The sequence below is a fragment of the Paracoccus acridae genome (assembly GCF_014642735.1).
Lineage (GTDB): Bacteria > Pseudomonadota > Alphaproteobacteria > Rhodobacterales > Rhodobacteraceae > Paracoccus > Paracoccus acridae.
In genome coordinates, this window is record NZ_BMIV01000010.1 from 37,734 (window position 1) to 54,427 (window position 16,694).

Consider the following 16,694-nt stretch of genomic DNA (forward strand, 5'->3'; position numbering starts at 1 on the left):
AAAGTCTCAGATCCGCGTCTCGGTCGCCGCGTCGAACAGCGACAGGCTGGCGGGGTCAAAGCCGATGGACAGCATCTGGTCCGCGCGCACGCGGTCCTCGCCGTCCAGGCGGACGCGGAAAGGGGTGTCGCCAAGCCGCGTCCAGACCAGGGTGTCAGCGCCCATCGGCTCGACCACCTCGACCCGGGCCTGGGCCCGGATGGGCAGGGCTGCCGCCGCCTCGCCGGTGCGCACATGCTCGGGGCGGATGCCCAGCACGGCCTCGCCGCCGCGCGGGCGGGTGGTGAAGTCATAGCCGGTGACATCGGCCACCAGCGGGCCGTGGAAGATGTTGCCTTCCAGCCGGCCCGGCAGCAGGTTCATGGGCGGCGATCCGATAAAGCCCGCTACGTAAAGGTTCGCGGGGCGGCGATAGATGTCGTCGGGCGTGGCAAGCTGCTGGATCTTGCCGCCGCGCATGATGGCGATGCGGTCGGCAAGCGTCATCGCCTCGATCTGGTCATGGGTGACATAGATCATGGTGTTGCCCAGGTTCTGGTGCAGGCGCTTCAGTTCCACGCGCAATTCGGCCCGCAGCTTGGCGTCCAGGTTCGACAAGGGCTCGTCGAACAGGAACACGTCCACGTCGCGCACCAGGGCGCGGCCGATGGCGACCCGCTGGCGCTGACCGCCCGACAGGGCCGCGGGCTTGCGCTTCAGCAGCGGTTCAAGCTGCAGCGTGGACGCGGCGCGGGCGATGCGGCGGGCAATCTCGTCCCGCGGCACGCGGGCGTTCTTCAGGCCGAAGGACAGGTTCCCCTCGACCGTCATCTGCGGGTAGAGCGCATAGGACTGGAAGACCATGCCGATGCCGCGTTCCGACGGCTCGGCCCAGGTGACGTTCTGCCCCGAGATGAAGATCTGCCCCTTGGTCGCGGGCTGCAGCCCGGCGATGCAGTTCAGCAGCGTGGACTTGCCGCAGCCCGAGGCGCCCAGCAGCACCAGGAACTCGCCCTCGTTCACGTCCAGGTTCAGGTCGCCCAGAACCTCGACCGCGCCATAGGCGAGGCTGAGGTCGCGGATCGAGACGGAGACGCCGTCCAGTTCCGGTCGGGGTTCGGCGCGGAGTGCTTGTGCCATGGGTCAGCCTTTCACGGCGCCTGCGGCGATGCCGCGGACGAAGAGTTTGCCAGAGAGGAAGTAGATCGTCAGCGGAACAAGGCCGGTCAGCAGGGTCGCGGCCATGTTGACGTTGTATTCGCGCACGCCTTGGACCGAGTTGACGATGTTGTTCAGCTGCACCGTCATCGGATAGCTTTCGGGCCGGGTGTAGATCACGCCGAACAGGAAGTCGTTCCAGATCCCCGTGACCTGCAGGATCACCGCCACCGTGAAGATCGGCAGCGACATCGGCACCAGCACGCGCAGGAAGATGCCCCAAAAGCCTGCGCCGTCCACGCGGGCGGCCTTGAACAGTTCCGGCGGCAGCGAGGAGAAGTAGTTGCGGAACAGAAGCGTGATGATGGGCATCCCGAAGACCACATGGACCAGCACCAGCCCCCAGACCGACCCCATCAGCCCGATTTCGCGCAGGATGATGACGATGGGATAGATCATCACCTGATAAGGGATGAAGGCGCCGAAGATCAGGATGGTGAAGAACACCTCGGACCCGCGGAAGCGCCAGTTGACCAGGGCGTATCCGTTCACCGCCGCCACCGCGATCGACAGGATCGTGGCCGGTATGACGATGGCGACCGAGTTCCAGAAGCCGCGCGACAGCCCGTCGCAATTCAGCCCGGTGCAGGCGGAGGACCAGGCCTTGACCCAGGGTTCGAAGGTGATCTCGACCGGCGGGGCGAAGATGTTGCCCATGCGGATCTCGGGCATTCCCTTCAGCGAGGTCATGACCATCACCCACAGCGGCAGCAGGTAATAGGCCGAGAAGATCAGAAGCCCGCCATAGATCATGATGCGCTTGCCCGACAGGCGGCGCGTGGGGACGAGGCCGGCCGGTCCGTCCAGCAGCCGGCCGCGCGGGGCGGCGCTGCGGGGCGGTGCGGCGGCGGCCGCGGGGTATGCCGCGTCAGACATGGCGTTTCCTTCCCATGCGGAACAGCGCGAAGGGGATGATGATCGCCAGCACCGCGGCCAGCATCATGGTCGAGGCCGCGAAGCCCTGCCCCAGGTTCTGGTTGCCGAACATGTAGTCATAGACGTATTTAGCGGGCACTTCGGAGGCGATGCCCGGCCCGCCGCGCGTCAGGGCGACGACAAGGTCGTAAAGCTTGATGATCCCGGCCGAGATCAGGACCACGCAGGTGGCGAAGACCGGCTTCATCATCGGCAGGATGATGAACAGATAGGTCTTCCAGGCGGGGATCCCGTCCACGCGGCTGGCCTTCCAGACATCCTCGTCGATGCCGCGCAGGCCGGCCAGCATGATGACCGTGGTCAGCCCCGCGCCCTGCCAGATGCCCGCCGCCAGAAGCGCCAGGATGACCAGGTTGGGATCGTTCAGCGGGTCGAAACTGAAGCCCGAAAAGCCCATGCCGCGGACGATGTGCTGCAACCCGAAATCGGGGTTCAGGATCCACTGCCAGACGACGCCCGTGACGATGAAGCTGAGGGCATAGGGGAACAGGATGATGGTGCGGAAGCCGTCCTCGAACCGGATCTTCTGGTCCAGAAGCACGGCCAGCAGAAAGCCGATCGCCAGCGTCAGCACCAGGGCGCAGATGCCATAGATCGCCAGGTTCTCGATGGACACCTGCCAGCGGGGCGTGGACCACAGCCGTTCGTATTGCGCCAGGCCCACGAAATCCAGCCGGGGCAGCAGGCGCGAATTGGTGAAGGAATGGACCACTGTCCAGAGCGAGCAGCCGATGAAGACCACAAGGGCCGTCAGGATCATCGGGGCCGCGGCAAGCTTGGCCGGCCAGTTCTGGAGCAATCGGATGGGAGGGCCGGATCGGGCCATGAGGGTGCCTCCGGTCAGGGGAAAAGACCCGGCCCGCAGGGGGCCGGGCACGGCATCACATTTCGGACTGGACGATCTGGACGAAGCGCGCATGCGCGTCCTCGGCGGAAAGGTCCGATCCGAAGAACTCGGCCGTCAGATCCTCGATCTGGCCACGCGAATCCGACGACATCACCAGGTCGATGGTCGGGATCGTGTTGCCGGCCTTCAGGGTTTCCAGACCCGCCTGGGTGCATTCGTTGACCGAAGCCAGGTCGATGTCGCCGCGCACCGGCAGCGATCCCTTGGCCGCGTTGAAGGCCACCTGCGCTTCCTCGGACAGGATCACTTGGGCCAGGGCGCGCTGCGCCTCGGTCACGGCCGCGTCGCTGTTCACCGGGAAATAGATCGCGTCGCCCCCGGTCGCGATGACGGGTTCGCCCCCCAGGCCGATATGGCAGCCGTAATCCGTGCCAGCGGTCTTGCCCGCCAGGGCGAATTCGCCCTGCGCCCAGTCGCCCATCACCTGCGCCGCGGCCGTGCCCTCGATGATGCGGTTGGTGGCCATGTTCCAGTCGCTGAGATTGCCGCCCGAGGCCAGGTTGCGGGCGATGGCATATTCGGCGAAGATGTTCTTCAGCGTGTCGCTGTTCAGCGCCTCCTCGTCACGCTCGGCGAAGACCTGGTTGTAGAAATCGGCCCCGCCGATCCCCGAGATCATGCCGTAAAGCAGCAGCGCCGTCTGCCAGCCCTGCATCCCCTGCGCCAGGGGCAGGATGCCCGCCTCGCGCAGCGCAGGGGCGGCGGCCTTCAGTTCCTCCCAGGTGGTCGCGGGTTCGACGCCCGCCTTCTCGAAGGCCGACAGCGAGGTCCACATCCATTGCGGCGAATGGATGTTCAGCGGCGCGCAATAAACGCGGCCCTCGAAGGTGCAGGCGTCCAGCAGCGAGACGGGGTTGATGGTGTCGCGCCAGCCGTTCGCCTCGGCCACCTCGGTCAGGTCCTGCATCAGCCCGGCCTCGACCAGTTCCTGCGCCTGAAGGCCGTGGTTGAACTGCGTGGCGCCCATAGGGTCGCCGCCGATGATGCGCGACACCATGATCGGCCGCGCGGTCGAACCCGAACCGGCGATGGCGCCATCGACCCAGCTATGTTCAGTCTGTTCCTCGAAGATGCGGGCCAGTTCCTGCACGGCCGCAGCCTCGCCGCCCGAGGTCCACCAGTGCGTCACCTCAAGATCGGCCGCCATCGCCGTCGCAGGCAACATTGTCACGGCAACGCCCGCCAGCAGGCGGCGCATCGAAATCTTTTGCATTGTCATCCTCCCGTTTGTCCCGGCGCGGGTCTCGCGCAGGCAGCAACCGGTTCAGCCTCTTCCCTGCCGATGTAAACGATTGCTGCAAACTGCATCTCATGACCATTGCCTTTCCGTCAAGAAAAAATGTAATCCTTTACATGCAAACCTATCGGCGGGACATCATGGCTATCGGCATCAAGGACATCGCTCGGCTGGCGGGGGTTTCGACGGCGACGGTCAGCCGCGCGCTGTCTCATCCGGGCCGCGTCTCGCCCGAAACGCGGGCGCAGGTCATGGCCGTGGTCGAGGAACACGACTATCGCGTGAACTCCTTCGCCCGATCCTTGCGGGTGCGCCGGGCCGACGCGGTGCTGGCCCTGGTGCCGAACCTGGGCAACCCGTTCTTTTCCGAGATCATCGCGGGCATCCAGGACGGCCTGACGCCTGCGGGCCTGGATCTGCTGGTGACCGACAGCCTGTCCCAGCAGGCGCGGCGGCAATCGCCCGTCACCCATCTGCAGGCCGCGCGGGCCGACGGGCTGATCTGCCTGGACGGCGCCCTGCCGGCGGGCATCCTGGACGATCTTGCGGCAAGCGACGTGGCGGGCCGCGTGGTCTTCGCCTGCGAATGGCCCGATGGGCGCGGCTTTCCCGTGGTGCGCAGCGACAACCGCGCGGGCATGGCCCTGGCCGTGCAGCACCTGGTCGGGCTGGGCCACCGCGACTTCGCGCTGCTGACCGGCCCTGAGGGCAACGTGCTGACCCGCGAACGCCGCGAAGGGGCCGAGGCCGCCCTGGCGCAGGCGGGGCTGTCGCTTCCCCCTTCGCGAATCGCCGGCGGCAGCTTCGAGATCCGCGACGGTTTTCGCGCGGCGGGCGACCTGATGCGGATGCCGTCCCGGCCCACCGCCATCCTGTGCAGTTCCGACCAGTTGGCGATCGGCTGCATTTCCGGCCTGTCGGAACTGGGCGTCCGCGTCCCCCAGGACGTGTCCGTTGTGGGCTTCGACGACATCGCGCTTGCCGCCTATTCCCGCCCGCCCTTGACCACGATCCGCCAAGACCGCCGCCGCCTGGGCCGCATCGCCGCCGAGCGGCTGTTGTCCAGCCTGTCGGGCAAGCCCCTGGCCGAGACGCTGACCACCCTGCCCGTGGAAATCGTGGTGCGCCGCTCGACCGCGGCGGCACCGGCGGGGTGACCTGGGCGCCAGTGCGACCTTTCAAGGCCTTTGCCTGGCCAGTCTTTGGTTCCGACGATGGACGCAGCGGCATGAACAGCCGGTCTGCCGACATCATCCCGGCAATCCGGCATACGGCCTGCCTTGGACCTCTGGCTAGAACACCCTTAAGTCCAAATGCCCAAACCATAGTTTTCTGTTAGTCTGCCCTTCATCCCGGCGGGAGAGAGACTGGGATGATCTGGTCACCGGAGGAGATGCCCATGGAAAATACACAGGCCGTCCTTATTCACCCTGCCGTCGATGGCGGCATCAAACGAGCCAGGCCGGATTTTTCCGGCGGCACGCTTACCTGCAAATGCACGACAAACCCGGTCAAGGTCCGGGTCGGGGCGCAGACGGCGCATAACCACGTCTGCGGCTGCACCAAGTGCTGGAAGCCCGAGGGCGCGATCTTCAGCCAGGTCGCGGTCGTGTCGCGCGACGCGATCGAGGTTGTGGAAAACGGCGACAAGCTGCAGATCGTCAACAAGGATGCGCCGATCCAGCGCTATGCCTGCACCGGCTGCGGCGTGCACATGTATGGCCGGATCGAGAACAAGGACCATCCTTTCTATGGCCTGGACTTCGTCCATACCGAACTGTCGAAGGAAGACGGATGGGCCGCACCCGAATTCGCGGCCTTCGTCAGTTCGGTGATCGAATCGGGTGTCGCGCCGTCCCGCATGGACGGCATCCGCGCGCGCCTGCGCGAACTGGGGCTGACCCCCTATGACACCCTTTCCCCGCCGCTGATGGACGCCATCGCCACCCATGTCGCCAAGCGAGAGGGGAAACTGCCTTCGGCCCCTGCCGGCAAAAGCCCCGAGCCCGCGCCCGCCCAGCCGAAACCGGCCGCGTCCTCGGCGCCGCATCGCCCTGCCCCGTCGCCGCAACCGGCTGCCGAAGGCGGATCGGTCTTCAGCCGCCTGCTGAACAAGCTGTTCGGCGGCCGGGGGTGATGTGACGTCCTGCCGGCGGCAAGGCAGGACCTGACCTGCAAGGCTGCCGGTTCCAACGGTGCCTGGCGATCCACTGCGCCAGGCACGTCTTTTCTTGGTGGCAAAGGTGTCGGCCGCCGCTTCAGCTCGAGGCGACGAGTTCCCCCAGCAGACGCCCAAGCGGCGCCGCCGGATCGGCCAGGGCCTGAACGACGGTCAGGTGGTTGAGCCCCGGCTCGCACCTGAGTTCAACGCTGGCGCCGCCTTCCTTCAGCAGGTCAGCCATTGCCGAGGCCTGGCTGTGAAAGGGGCTTGTCTCATCCGCCCCGCGGGTCATGATCCGCCGGGGCGCCGGATCGTGGCGGGAGGTCAGGGGCGACCAGGCCTTCGCCTCCTCATGGGTCATCCGGGCCTCGTCCTTCAGGAAGCTGCCGGGTATGTCCGACAGGTCATAGATGCCGCTGACCAGCAGCAGGCCGCGCACCGCGGGCAGGTTGGGCCGGGTCCTTTCGCCAGGGCCATGCCCGGCCAGATAGCAGGCCAGATGCGCCCCTGCGGAATGCCCACTGACGGTCAGCCGCGCCGGATCCGCGCCAAGTCCGGGCGCCATCGCCACCAGATGCCGCGCGGCGGCCCTGACCTGCGCGACAATGGTCCCAAGCCGGATGCCCGGCATCAGGTCATAGGTCACGATCGCCGCGACACCACCGACGGCCAGGACCGGGGCCGCGACAAGGTGGTGGTCCTCCTTGCTGCCGGACCGCCAATAGCCCCCGTGGATGAACAGGTGCAGCGGCGCCCCCGGTTCAGGATCCCGGGGCAGAAGGATGTCCATCCTTTCCCGAGACCGGCTGCCATAGGGAAGATCGCGAATGATCCGCACAGTGTCCGCAATGGCCCGAGAGCGTGCGGCCGTTTCCTGGATCACGGCATCGAAATCCGGGATGAAGTCGCGGTTCCGGTACAGATCCTGCATCCTGCGCCCCGTCAGAACGCGACCGCGAAATACTTCGGCTCCATGAACTCGAGTATCCCCGTCACGCCACCCTCGCGTCCCAGCCCGCTTTGCTTGGTCCCCCCGAAGGGCGCGGCCGGGTCGGACATCAGGCCGCGGTTGATCGCGATCATCCCCGCCTCGATCCCCTTGCCGACCCGCAGCGCGCGCGACAGATCGCCCGAATAGACATAGGCCGCCAGCCCGTATTCCGTGGCATTGGCCAGCCGGATCGCCTGGTCCTCGGTCTCGAAGCGGTAAACCGGCGCGACGGGGCCGAAAATCTCCTCATGGGCAATGGCTGCATCCGGGCTGACATTGTCCAGCACCGTCGGCGGGAAGAAGAAGCCGGACCCCGGCAGCGCCGCGCCGCCAGTGGTGACGCGGGCTCCGAGGCCGACCGCCTCCTCGACCAGGCGGCCGATCTTCTGGACGGCCCGCGTCGTGATCATCGGCCCGACCTGGGTGGCGGGGTCCGTCCCCGGCCCCACCTTCAGCGCGGCCATGCGTTCGGTCAGCCCCGCCACGAAGGCGTCGTGAATGCCGGACTGGACATAGAAGCGGTTCGCGGCCGTGCAGGCCTCTCCTGCGTTGCGCATCTTGGCGATCATGGCGCCGTCCAATGCCGCGTTCAGATCGGCATCGTCGAAGACCAGGAAGGGCGCGTTGCCGCCCAGTTCCATCGAACAGGACACCACGCTTTTCGCCGCCTCGGCCAGCAGCACGCGTCCCACCCCGGTCGAGCCGGTGAAGGACAGCTTGCGCACGCGCGGATCGGCCAGCATGGCATTGGTGACGGGCGCGGGCTGGCTGGTCGTCAGGACGTTGACCACGCCGGGGGGCACCCCCGCCTCGGCCCCCAGCCGGGCCATGGCATAGGCCGTCAGCGGCGTCTCGCTGGCGGGCTTCAGGATCACGGTGCAGCCGGCGGCCAGGGCCGGGCCGATCTTGCGCGTGGCCATGGCCGCCGGAAAGTTCCAGGGCGTGATCAGGACCGCGATGCCGATCGGGTCGTGATCGACAAGGATGTGGTTGGCGCCCGACGGCGCATGGCGGAATTCGCCCGCGATGCGGACGGCTTCCTCGGCATACCAGCGGAAGAACTCGGCCGCATAGGCGACCTCGCCCCGCGCATCGGGCAGCGCCTTGCCGTTTTCCAGCGAGATCAGTTGGGCCAGTTCCTCGGCATGGTCCGTCATCAGGTGGAACCAGCGGCGCAGGATCTCGGACCGCTGGCGGGCGGGGGTCGCGCGCCAGCCGGCAGCGGCGGCCTCGGCCGCGTCCACGGCACGCAGGGCATCGGCGACCGTGGCATCCGCCACCTCGGCCAGGGTTCCCGCCGTCGTGGGGTTCACGACCGGGATGCCGCCGCCGGGCAGCCATTCGCCGCCGATATACAATCCAGCCGCATGAAGGCCGGGATCGGCGAAATCCGTCGCGTTCAGGGTGTCGAGGCTCATGGCCAGTCCTTTCGGGCTTACTGGAGGATGCGGGCGTCGCCGGAAAAGGCGGCCTGCAGCAGGCGGGTCATGTCGGCGCGGTCGATCGGGCGCGGATTGTTCTGGATCAGTCGCTCGATGCCGCAGGACTGGTCGGCCACCCAGCCGATCTGATCCTCGGGCAGGCCCAGGCCCGACAGCGTCTCAGGGATCCCGATGCGAGAAAACAGGGATCGGACGGCGGGGATCACCTCGTCGGCCGAGGCAAGGCCCATCGCTTCGGCGATCTGCGCCAGTTCAGGGGCGATGGCCGGGCGGTTCCATTCCATGACCCAGGGCATCAGGCAGGCCACGCCGGCACCATGCGCGGTGTGCGTCAGGGCACCCACCGGATACTGGATCGCATGGGCGGCGGCGGTGCCCGCAACGCCGAAGGCCAGCCCGGCGAACAGCGCGCCCTGCATCACCCGGGCACGCGCCTCGGCATCCGCGCCCGTCCGGCAGGCGCGTTCCAGCCCCTGCCACAGCAGGCGGATCGCGGTCAGGGCGAATTGGTCGGACAGCGCGTTCTTTCCCACGAAGACCCGTTCCTGCGTCAAGGTCGCGGTGACGGGACGACGAATGGCGGTAAACGCCTCGATCGCATGGGTCAGGGCGTCGGCCCCGGCGATGGCCGTCAGACCGGGCGGACAGGTCAGCGTCAGGTCGGGATCGCAGATCGCCGCCGTCGGCACCAGATGCGGGCTGGAGATCCCGACCTTCAGGCTGCGCGCCGAATCGGACAGGACGGCGACCGGCGTGACCTCGGATCCGGTGCCCGCCGTCGTGGGCAGGGCAATAAGGGGAAGGATCGGCCCGGGCACCTTCAGCTCTCCGTAATAGTCCTGCGGCTGCCCGCCATGGGTCAGCAACAGGGCCACGCATTTCGCCATGTCGAGGCAGGATCCGCCCCCGATCCCGACGACCAGATCGGGCGCAAAGCCGCGCGCGGCCTGGCTGGCGGCAAGGGCGCTGTCCACCGGAACGTCCGGCAGGGTTCCGCTTTCGACTTGCACCGCAAGCCCGTGATCGTTCAAATCCGCCAGCATCGCCTGGAACTGGGGATCGCCGGCCAAGCGGGCATCGGTGACGACCAGAGCGCGGCGCCCCAGCCTGGCAGCGACCTGCCCGAGCACCTGCCGCTGACCCGGGCCGAAGATGATCTCTCGCGGCGGCCTGATCGTGCCGAAATGCGTCATTCTGTTCCTCTCCCGCTTCATGTGCCGCTTGAACAAGGACGCGACCCACCATGCCCGTCCCGATCTGCTTATCGTATCCTATATGATATTGTATTTGACATCCGATCCGATCTTTGTAAACCATCGTCTTGCAAACACCGCAGATGAAAGGTGCAGAATTGGGAAGCGCAGCGGAAAGCCAGGGCATCCAGATGGTTCGACCGGCCAGCATCGTGGATGGCGTCCATGACAGCATCTACGAACGCATCATGTCCCTGGAGATCGCGCCTGGCGCCCGCATTCCCGTGGATGTCGTGGCCCGAGACCTGGGCGTGTCCCAGACCCCCGTCCGCGAGGCCCTGTCCCGGCTGGAACGTGAAGGCCTGGTGCGCAAGGCGCATCTGATCGGCTACAGCGCCGCGCCGCAACTGTCGCGCAAGGCGTTCGAGGATCTGTTCGCCTTTCGCCTTCTGCTGGAACCGGAATGCGCCCGGATCGCCACGCAGAACCTGACCCCGGACAGCCTGCAAGAACTTGAGGAAGCAGCCGCCGACATGGGCCATGGCGAGGCGCCGGTGGACCGCAACAGCCGCTATTCCCGCTTTGCCCGCGCCGATGCGCATTTCCACGACGCGATCCTGAAGATCGCCGGGAACGAGGTGATCCGCCAGGCTTTCGCCGACCAGCATGTGCACCTGCACCTGTTCCGCCTGATGTTCCACAGCCGCGTCACGCAAGAGGCGCTTGAAGAACACGAGAACCTGCTGGCCGCCTTTCGCGCCGGCGACGGCGCCCGGGCGCAGGCGGCGATGCACGAACATATCTCGCGCTCGCGCGACCGATTGATGCTGGCTTTCGAATGAACGCGGCGACCATGCCCGTGTCGGCCACCGCCCTTGCCCGGCCTGCCCTTCGGGCCGAAGGCTTAAGCAAGGCCTATGGGCCGGTCACGGTCCTGTCGGATGTCACGCTGGACATCCTGCCGGGCGAGGTTCACGCCGTCATCGGAGAGAATGGGGCGGGCAAGTCCACGCTGATGAAGCTGCTATCCGGCCATGTCGCGCCCTCGGCCGGGCGCCTGCTGATGGGGGAAGCGCCGGTGGCCTTTCCCGATGCCGCCGCGGCCGAGTCGGCGGGCGTCGTTCTGGTGCATCAGGAAATCCTGCTGGCCCCCGACCTGACCGTGGCCGAAAACCTGTTTCTGGGCCGCGAGTTGACGCGCGGTCCGATGGTGGACGACCGCGCCATGAGCCGCCGCACGGCCGAGGTCCTGGCCTCGATCGGCGCGCATTGCCATCCGCGCGACCGCGTGGGGTCCCTGCCCCTGGCGCAGCGCCAGCTGGTGCAGATCGCGCGGGCGCTGCTGGAGCCGCGCACCGTCGTGATCTTCGACGAACCCACGGCCGTTCTGGCCAATGACGAGGTCGCGGCGCTGCTGGACGTGGTGCGCGGCCTTCGGGCACGGGGCGCGGCCGTCCTCTATATCTCGCACCGGCTTGACGAGGTCGAGGCCTTGGCCGACCGCGTGACCGTGCTGCGCGACGGGCGCATGATCGGCACCTGGCCCGCCGGGCTGACGCAGCGCGCCATGGCCGACCTGATGGTGGGCCGGGAACTGGGCACGCTTTATCCGCCCAAGCGCGCCCTGCCCGCAGTCGCGCCCCAGCTTGTGATCGACGCCCTGTCCGTCGAACACGGCGCGGTGGAAGCCAGCCTGGTGCTGCGCCCCGGCGAGGTCCTGGGCATCGGCGGCATGATCGGATCGGGTCGGACCGAGCTGTTCGAGGGGCTGATGGGCCTTCGGCCCTCGCAGGCCGCGCGGATCACGCTGGGTGGGCACGAGGTCACGCATCGCAGCGTGCGCGACTGGCAGGCGGCGGGGCTGGTCTATCTGACCGAAGATCGCAAGGGCAAGGGGCTGCTTCTGGACGAGCCCCTCGCCACCAACCTGACCCTTCAGGCCCTGGACAGCGTGCATCCCGGCACGCGGCTTGACCATGCAGGGGAAGATCGCGCCCTTGATCGCGCCGTGGACGCCTATGACATCCGCGTGCGCAACCGCCACCTGTCGGCGGGCCAGTTGTCGGGCGGCAACCAGCAGAAGCTGCTTCTGGCCAAGGTGATGCTGACCGATCCCGCCGTGGTCATCATCGACGAACCGACCCGCGGCATCGACATCGGCAACAAGAGCCAGATCTATGACTTCATCGACCGGCTGGTGCGGGCGGGCAAGGCGGTGATCGTCGTCTCGTCCGAACTGCCCGAACTGGTCGGCCTGTCGGACCGGGTCCTGGTGATGCGCGGGGGGCGCATCGTCGCGGAACTGACAGGCGAGGCCATCACCGAACAGAACGTCGTCTATGCGGCGACCAGTGGCGAAAAACAAGAAGCCGGGCCGCATGACCCGGCGGCCAGAACACACACCTGAACCGGACGTCAGGGGGGAGGAGACCCGGATGACAAGCGTCACCACGGAGATTGCCGGCGCACCGCGCCGCATCCGCTGGGCCGACATGGGCCCCTTCATCGCATTGGCCCTTGTCGTGCTGATCGGCACGCTGATCAACACCAATTTCGCGACCGGCACCAACATCGCCAATGTCGTGACCCGCTCGGCCTTCATCGCCATCATCGCCGTGGGCGCAACCTTCGTGATTTCGTCCGGCTGCCTCGATCTGTCCGTGGGCTCGATGATGGCCTTCGTGACGGGCGTGATGATCCTGACGATGAACCGGCTGGAACCGACCATGGGGGCCAATGCCATCCTTGTCGGCGCGGGCTTCGGGCTGATCGTCGGCGCGCTCTGCGGCTTGCTGAACGGGCTGATCGTGACGGTGGGCAAGATCGAGCCCTTCATCGCCACGCTGGGCACGATGGGCATCTTCCGGGCGCTGATCACCTGGATGTCGGACGGCGGATCCATCCCCATCGACCGGGCGCTGCGCGACCCCTATCGTCCCGTCTATTTCGGCAATGTGCTGGGGATCCCCCTGCCCGTGGTCGTGACGCTGGCCGTGGTCCTAGTCGGCGCCTTCATCCTGTATCGCACCAAATACGGGCGGCGCTGCATGGCGGCGGGGTCGAACGCCGATGTTGCGCGCTTTTCGGGCGTTTCAGTGGCGCGGGTGCGGACCACGGCCTTCGTGATCCAGGGGCTGTGCGTGGCCATCGCCGCGATCTGCTATATCCCTCGCCTGGGGGCAGCAACCCCCACGACCGGGCAGTTGTGGGAATTGCAGGTCATCACCGCCGTGGTGATCGGCGGCACCCTTCTGCGCGGCGGCAAGGGCCGCATCTGGGGCACGGTCGCCGGTGCGCTGATCCTGGAAGTGATCGCCAACCTGATGGTGCTGTCGAACATGGTCTCCGAATACCTCGTCGCGGCGGTCCAGGGGGTGATCATCATCCTGGCCATGCTGGCACACCGCTTCATCAAGTAATCGCCCAGGGAGAGGCGAGGATTTTTCCAAAGGGAGGAACGACAATGAAAAGACTGACCCAACGCGCCCTGACACTGGCCACCGCCGCAAGCCTGCTGGCGCTGACCGCAGGCGGGGCGGTGGCCCAGGACAAGCGCACCATCGCCGTCTCGATCCCGGCCGCGACGCATGGCTGGACCGGCGGCGTGGTCTATCACGCCGAACAGGCCGAGAAGGAGATCGAGGCCGCATTCCCGAATATCGACGTGATCGTGAAGACCTCGCCTTCCGCGACGGCCCAGGTATCGGCTTTGGAAGACCTGTCCGCCGGGCAGACCCTGGACGCCCTGGTCATCCTGCCCTTCACCTCCGAGGAACTGACCGGCCCGGTCGAGCAGGTCAAGTCGAACGGCACCTATATCGCCGTCGTGGACCGGGGCCTGACCGACCCGACGATCCAGGATCTGTATGTGGCGGGCGACAACATCGCCGTGGGCGCCAATACCGCGAAATGGATGGCCGAGAAGCTGGGCGGCGAGGGCAAGGTCGTCGTGCTGCGCGGCATCCCCACCGTCATCGACGACGAACGCATCCAGGGCTTCACCGACGTGATGAAGGACACCAACATCGAGATCCTGGACATCCAGTATGCCAACTGGAACCAGGACGAGGCCTTCAGCCTGATGCAGGATTACCTGGCCAAGTATCCGCATATCGACGCGGTCTGGGCCAATGACGACGACATGCTTCTGGGCGTGCTGGAAGCGGTCAAGCAGTCGGGCCGGACCGAGATCAAGTATGCCCTGGGCGGCAACGGCATGAAGGACGTGATCGAGATGGTGAAGGCGGGCGATCCCGTCACGCCCATCTCGACCCCCTACCCTCCGTCAATGATCAAGTCGGCCATCTACATGACGGCGGCGCAGTTTTCCGGCCAGGCGCCGATGCGCGGCAACTTCAAGCTGGATGCGCCGCTGATCACGCCGGAAAACGCCGACCAGTTCTATTTCCCCGACAGCCCGTTCTGACGACTGCGCCGGAGGCCCAGCGGCCTCCGGCTTCGATTTGACACAAGGAGACCACGGATGAGTGGCAAGAAAATCCTCATGCTCTGCGGCGAGTTCACCGAGGAATATGAAATCTTCGTCTTCCAGCAAGGCATGGAGGCCGTCGGGCATACCGTCCATGTCGTCTGCCCCGACAAGAAGAAGGGCGAGATGATCCAGACCAGCCTGCACGACTTCGAGGGACACCAGACCTATATCGAACGCTTCGGGCACCTGGCCGAGATCAACCAGACCTTCTCGGAAATCGTGCTGGAGGATTATGACGCCGTCTATTGCGCGGGCGGCCGGGGACCGGAATACATCCGCACCGACAAGCGCATCCAGACGATGGTGCGCCATTTCCACGAAACCGGAAAGCCGATCTTCACCATCTGCCACGGCGTGCAGATCCTGGTCGCGGTCGATGGCGTGATCCGCGGCAAGAAGGTCGCGGCCCTTGGCGCCTGCGAGCCCGAGGTGATCCTGGCCGGCGGCACCTATATCGACGTCAAGCCGCACGAGGCCTATGTGGACGGCACCATGGTCTCGGCCAAGGGCTGGACCGGGCTTGCGGCCTTCATGCGCGAATGCCTCAAGGTTCTTGGGACCGAGATCCGCCATACATGAAACGGATGCGGTGGAGGGTCGTGCGAACACCCTCCATCGCAACATGTCAGGGCCGCAGTCTGCAAACACGGGTGATCCAAAGGGGGCTTTTGCCGGCTCTACGGACGGGCACCCTCCGCCGTTTCATCCATCGACCATTGCGCACTGCCGCCGCAGGCCACGAAATCGTCACCCCGGCGCCAAGCCTTCGTCACAGCCCGTATTGCTCGCGCGCGTAGCCGCCCAGGCCTACCGCATCCAGTCTGGCCAGTGGGGCCAGGAAGGTGACCTGGATCACGCCCGGCGCGCGCCCGATCTCGATCGCGCCATTGATGGTGGCGCGGTTGCGCACCTCGGGGACCGTCATGCCCAGCAGGGTGGCCGCGCGTTCCAGGCCGTTCTCGATGGCGGCGTTCAGGTTCGGGGCGGTGCCTATCACGCTGACAGGGGCCAGGGGCTCGATCTCTCCTGCCCCCCATTTCGCGGCAAGACGCTGTCCCTTCGCCATCTCGGCCGGTGTGAAGGGGCGGGCCAGGGGCGGCAGGTCCTCGGCCAGCGGGAACAGGACCGGGCCGTCGATGGGATAATCCTTCACCACCTCGACCTGCAGCGTCACGCTGCCTGCCACGTCCATGGTGTGCCCGGCGATCTCTCCGTCGCCCTGGCCCGCGTGCATGTCGCCCATATAGACGCCCGCGCCCGGCACCTTGACCGGGCAGACGATGATCGCGCCCGCGCGCACCGCGTCGATGTCCATGTGCCCGTCGGTCTTGTGGCGTGCCAGATCCTCGGCGCTGATGGCATAGTCATGGGGCGCGCCGACCAGGAAGGCGCCGAAATCGCCCGCATTGTGGCTGTCGGGCATCGCGGTCGAAGGACAGGTGCCAAGCTGCCCCAGGAAGGGCCGCATCCGCACCAGCGTGCCCGGCATGTCCGACGGGGCAAAGGTCAGGATCGAATGCTGGCGGCTGCCGTCGGGCAGGGCCGCAAAGCTGTCCGCGTCCCGCGCGATGGTTTCGGCCGCCCCGGCGGGCAGGGTCAGGCCGACGCTGCGGGTCTCGTCGAAGGTGACGGTATAGCCGTGGACGATGCGGAAGGGCGTGACCGGGTTGCCGCAGCGGTCGCATTTCACCGCATCGGGGCCGATCCCCTCGACATGCGTTTCGGGCCAGACGGTGTCGCAGACCGGGCAGCGGGCGGCGACATAGGGATCGCCCAGGCAGAACCCCTCGGGCGAACTGTCGTGGCCGGACGCCGTGGCCGCCGAGGTCACGGTGATGTCGCGGATGCGGATCGCAACGGCGTCGCCCACCTCGGCCCCGTTGACGCGGACGGGCGTCGTGACCTCGTGGCCGCCGCGCAGGCGGGGCGTGATCATCGGACCCCAGCAGCCGGGCGCGGTGTTGGCAATGATGGTGCCGCCATTCTCGACCGGGCCGAGCATGGCTGCCGCGGGATCGAGGACACTGTTGGTAAACTCGGTGACGACGACGCTGCGGCGCGACGGCGCGATGCTGCCATCCGGCATGGAAACCCCCCAATGTTCACTGTTAAGACACCCGGAAGGTTAGCGGGTCGGG

The 16,694-nt window shown here is 66.8% G+C and carries 14 protein-coding genes and 1 pseudogene; 7 read left to right on the plus strand and 8 right to left on the minus strand.

All coding sequences use genetic code 11. The annotated features are described in order from the left end of the window. Positions 1-6: 6 nt before the first annotated feature. From IEX25_RS14010 to IEX25_RS14025, 4 genes are all read right to left on the minus strand, one after another. Positions 7-1,119, minus strand: coding sequence for an ABC transporter ATP-binding protein (locus IEX25_RS14010; protein WP_188715738.1), 1,113 nt, complete (start codon positions 1,117-1,119; stop codon positions 7-9). Between the two features lie 3 nt (positions 1,120-1,122). Next, complete coding sequence (locus IEX25_RS14015) at positions 1,123-2,073, minus strand: carbohydrate ABC transporter permease (protein ID WP_188715739.1); 951 nt, start codon at positions 2,071-2,073, stop codon at positions 1,123-1,125. Then, on the minus strand, positions 2,066-2,893 hold the full coding sequence (locus tag IEX25_RS14020) for a carbohydrate ABC transporter permease (RefSeq protein ID WP_229665237.1): 828 nt from the start codon (positions 2,891-2,893) through the stop codon (positions 2,066-2,068). The genes IEX25_RS14015 and IEX25_RS14020 overlap by 8 nt, the downstream gene beginning before the upstream one ends. A 121-nt stretch (positions 2,894-3,014) precedes the next feature. Continuing rightward, positions 3,015-4,253, minus strand: coding sequence for an ABC transporter substrate-binding protein (locus IEX25_RS14025; RefSeq protein WP_229665239.1), 1,239 nt, complete (start codon positions 4,251-4,253; stop codon positions 3,015-3,017). Between the two features lie 140 nt (positions 4,254-4,393). On the opposite strand from IEX25_RS14025, the gene IEX25_RS14030 reads away from it, so the two are divergent. After that, positions 4,394-5,434: a LacI family DNA-binding transcriptional regulator gene (locus IEX25_RS14030; protein ID WP_229665240.1), complete on the plus strand. Its 1,041-nt coding sequence runs from the start codon at positions 4,394-4,396 to the stop codon at positions 5,432-5,434. A 242-nt stretch (positions 5,435-5,676) separates the two neighbouring features. After that, a pseudogene (gfa, locus tag IEX25_RS14035) lies at positions 5,677-6,252 on the plus strand (S-(hydroxymethyl)glutathione synthase); the annotation flags it as partial. Between the two features lie 283 nt (positions 6,253-6,535). Here gfa and IEX25_RS14040 read toward each other — a convergent pair. Genes IEX25_RS14040 through IEX25_RS14050 form a run of 3 tightly spaced genes read right to left on the minus strand, consistent with a single transcriptional unit; the run spans position 6,536 to position 10,064 of the window. After that, positions 6,536-7,369, minus strand: a complete 834-nt coding sequence (locus IEX25_RS14040) for an alpha/beta hydrolase (protein WP_188715748.1) — start codon at positions 7,367-7,369, stop codon at positions 6,536-6,538. An 11-nt stretch (positions 7,370-7,380) separates the two neighbouring features. Continuing rightward, positions 7,381-8,847 (minus strand): NAD-dependent succinate-semialdehyde dehydrogenase, encoded by a 1,467-nt coding sequence (locus IEX25_RS14045; RefSeq protein ID WP_188715750.1) that lies wholly within the window; start codon positions 8,845-8,847, stop codon positions 7,381-7,383. 17 nt (positions 8,848-8,864) lie between these two features. After that, the gene (locus IEX25_RS14050; protein WP_188715753.1) at positions 8,865-10,064 is read right to left on the minus strand and encodes an iron-containing alcohol dehydrogenase; all 1,200 of its coding nucleotides are present in this window, start codon (positions 10,062-10,064) and stop codon (positions 8,865-8,867) included. Between the two features lie 158 nt (positions 10,065-10,222). On the opposite strand from IEX25_RS14050, the gene IEX25_RS14055 reads away from it, so the two are divergent. From IEX25_RS14055 to IEX25_RS14075, 5 genes are read left to right on the plus strand one after another with little or no spacing between them, the layout of a single operon-like run. Further along, complete coding sequence (locus IEX25_RS14055) at positions 10,223-10,906, plus strand: GntR family transcriptional regulator (RefSeq protein ID WP_229665242.1); 684 nt, start codon at positions 10,223-10,225, stop codon at positions 10,904-10,906. Further along, positions 10,903-12,471, plus strand: a complete 1,569-nt coding sequence (locus tag IEX25_RS14060; protein WP_188715757.1) for a sugar ABC transporter ATP-binding protein — start codon at positions 10,903-10,905, stop codon at positions 12,469-12,471. The genes IEX25_RS14055 and IEX25_RS14060 overlap by 4 nt, the downstream gene beginning before the upstream one ends. 28 nt (positions 12,472-12,499) lie before the next feature. Further along, positions 12,500-13,483, plus strand: coding sequence for an ABC transporter permease (locus IEX25_RS14065; RefSeq protein ID WP_103174041.1), 984 nt, complete (start codon positions 12,500-12,502; stop codon positions 13,481-13,483). Between the two features lie 44 nt (positions 13,484-13,527). Beyond that, positions 13,528-14,490, plus strand: a complete 963-nt coding sequence (locus IEX25_RS14070; RefSeq protein ID WP_188715759.1) for a substrate-binding domain-containing protein — start codon at positions 13,528-13,530, stop codon at positions 14,488-14,490. A gap of 57 nt (positions 14,491-14,547) precedes the next feature. Beyond that, positions 14,548-15,135, plus strand: a complete 588-nt coding sequence (locus IEX25_RS14075) for a DJ-1/PfpI family protein (protein ID WP_188715761.1) — start codon at positions 14,548-14,550, stop codon at positions 15,133-15,135. Between the two features lie 190 nt (positions 15,136-15,325). On the opposite strand, the gene IEX25_RS14080 is transcribed toward IEX25_RS14075, so the two are convergent. Continuing rightward, entirely contained in the window at positions 15,326-16,642 is a 1,317-nt protein-coding gene (locus IEX25_RS14080; RefSeq protein ID WP_188715763.1) for an acetamidase/formamidase family protein, read from the minus strand. Positions 16,643-16,694 lie beyond the last annotated feature (52 nt).

Bases quoted from the DNA above. Each gene is read 5' to 3' on its own strand.
- IEX25_RS14010 (WP_188715738.1), bottom strand. From the start codon at position 1,119: ATGGCACAAGCACTCCGCGCCGAACCCCGACCGGAACTGGACGGCGTC.
- IEX25_RS14015 (WP_188715739.1), bottom strand. From the start codon at position 2,073: ATGTCTGACGCGGCATACCCCGCGGCCGCCGCCGCACCGCCCCGCAGC.
- IEX25_RS14020 (WP_229665237.1), bottom strand. From the start codon at position 2,893: ATGATCCTGACGGCCCTTGTGGTCTTCATCGGCTGCTCGCTCTGGACA.
- IEX25_RS14025 (WP_229665239.1), bottom strand. From the start codon at position 4,253: ATGCAAAAGATTTCGATGCGCCGCCTGCTGGCGGGCGTTGCCGTGACA.
- IEX25_RS14030 (WP_229665240.1), top strand. From the start codon at position 4,394: ATGCAAACCTATCGGCGGGACATCATGGCTATCGGCATCAAGGACATC.
- IEX25_RS14040 (WP_188715748.1), bottom strand. From the start codon at position 7,369: ATGCAGGATCTGTACCGGAACCGCGACTTCATCCCGGATTTCGATGCC.
- IEX25_RS14045 (WP_188715750.1), bottom strand. From the start codon at position 8,847: ATGAGCCTCGACACCCTGAACGCGACGGATTTCGCCGATCCCGGCCTT.
- IEX25_RS14050 (WP_188715753.1), bottom strand. From the start codon at position 10,064: ATGACGCATTTCGGCACGATCAGGCCGCCGCGAGAGATCATCTTCGGC.
- IEX25_RS14060 (WP_188715757.1), top strand. From the start codon at position 10,903: ATGAACGCGGCGACCATGCCCGTGTCGGCCACCGCCCTTGCCCGGCCT.
- IEX25_RS14065 (WP_103174041.1), top strand. From the start codon at position 12,500: ATGACAAGCGTCACCACGGAGATTGCCGGCGCACCGCGCCGCATCCGC.
- IEX25_RS14070 (WP_188715759.1), top strand. From the start codon at position 13,528: ATGAAAAGACTGACCCAACGCGCCCTGACACTGGCCACCGCCGCAAGC.
- IEX25_RS14075 (WP_188715761.1), top strand. From the start codon at position 14,548: ATGAGTGGCAAGAAAATCCTCATGCTCTGCGGCGAGTTCACCGAGGAA.
- IEX25_RS14080 (WP_188715763.1), bottom strand. From the start codon at position 16,642: ATGCCGGATGGCAGCATCGCGCCGTCGCGCCGCAGCGTCGTCGTCACC.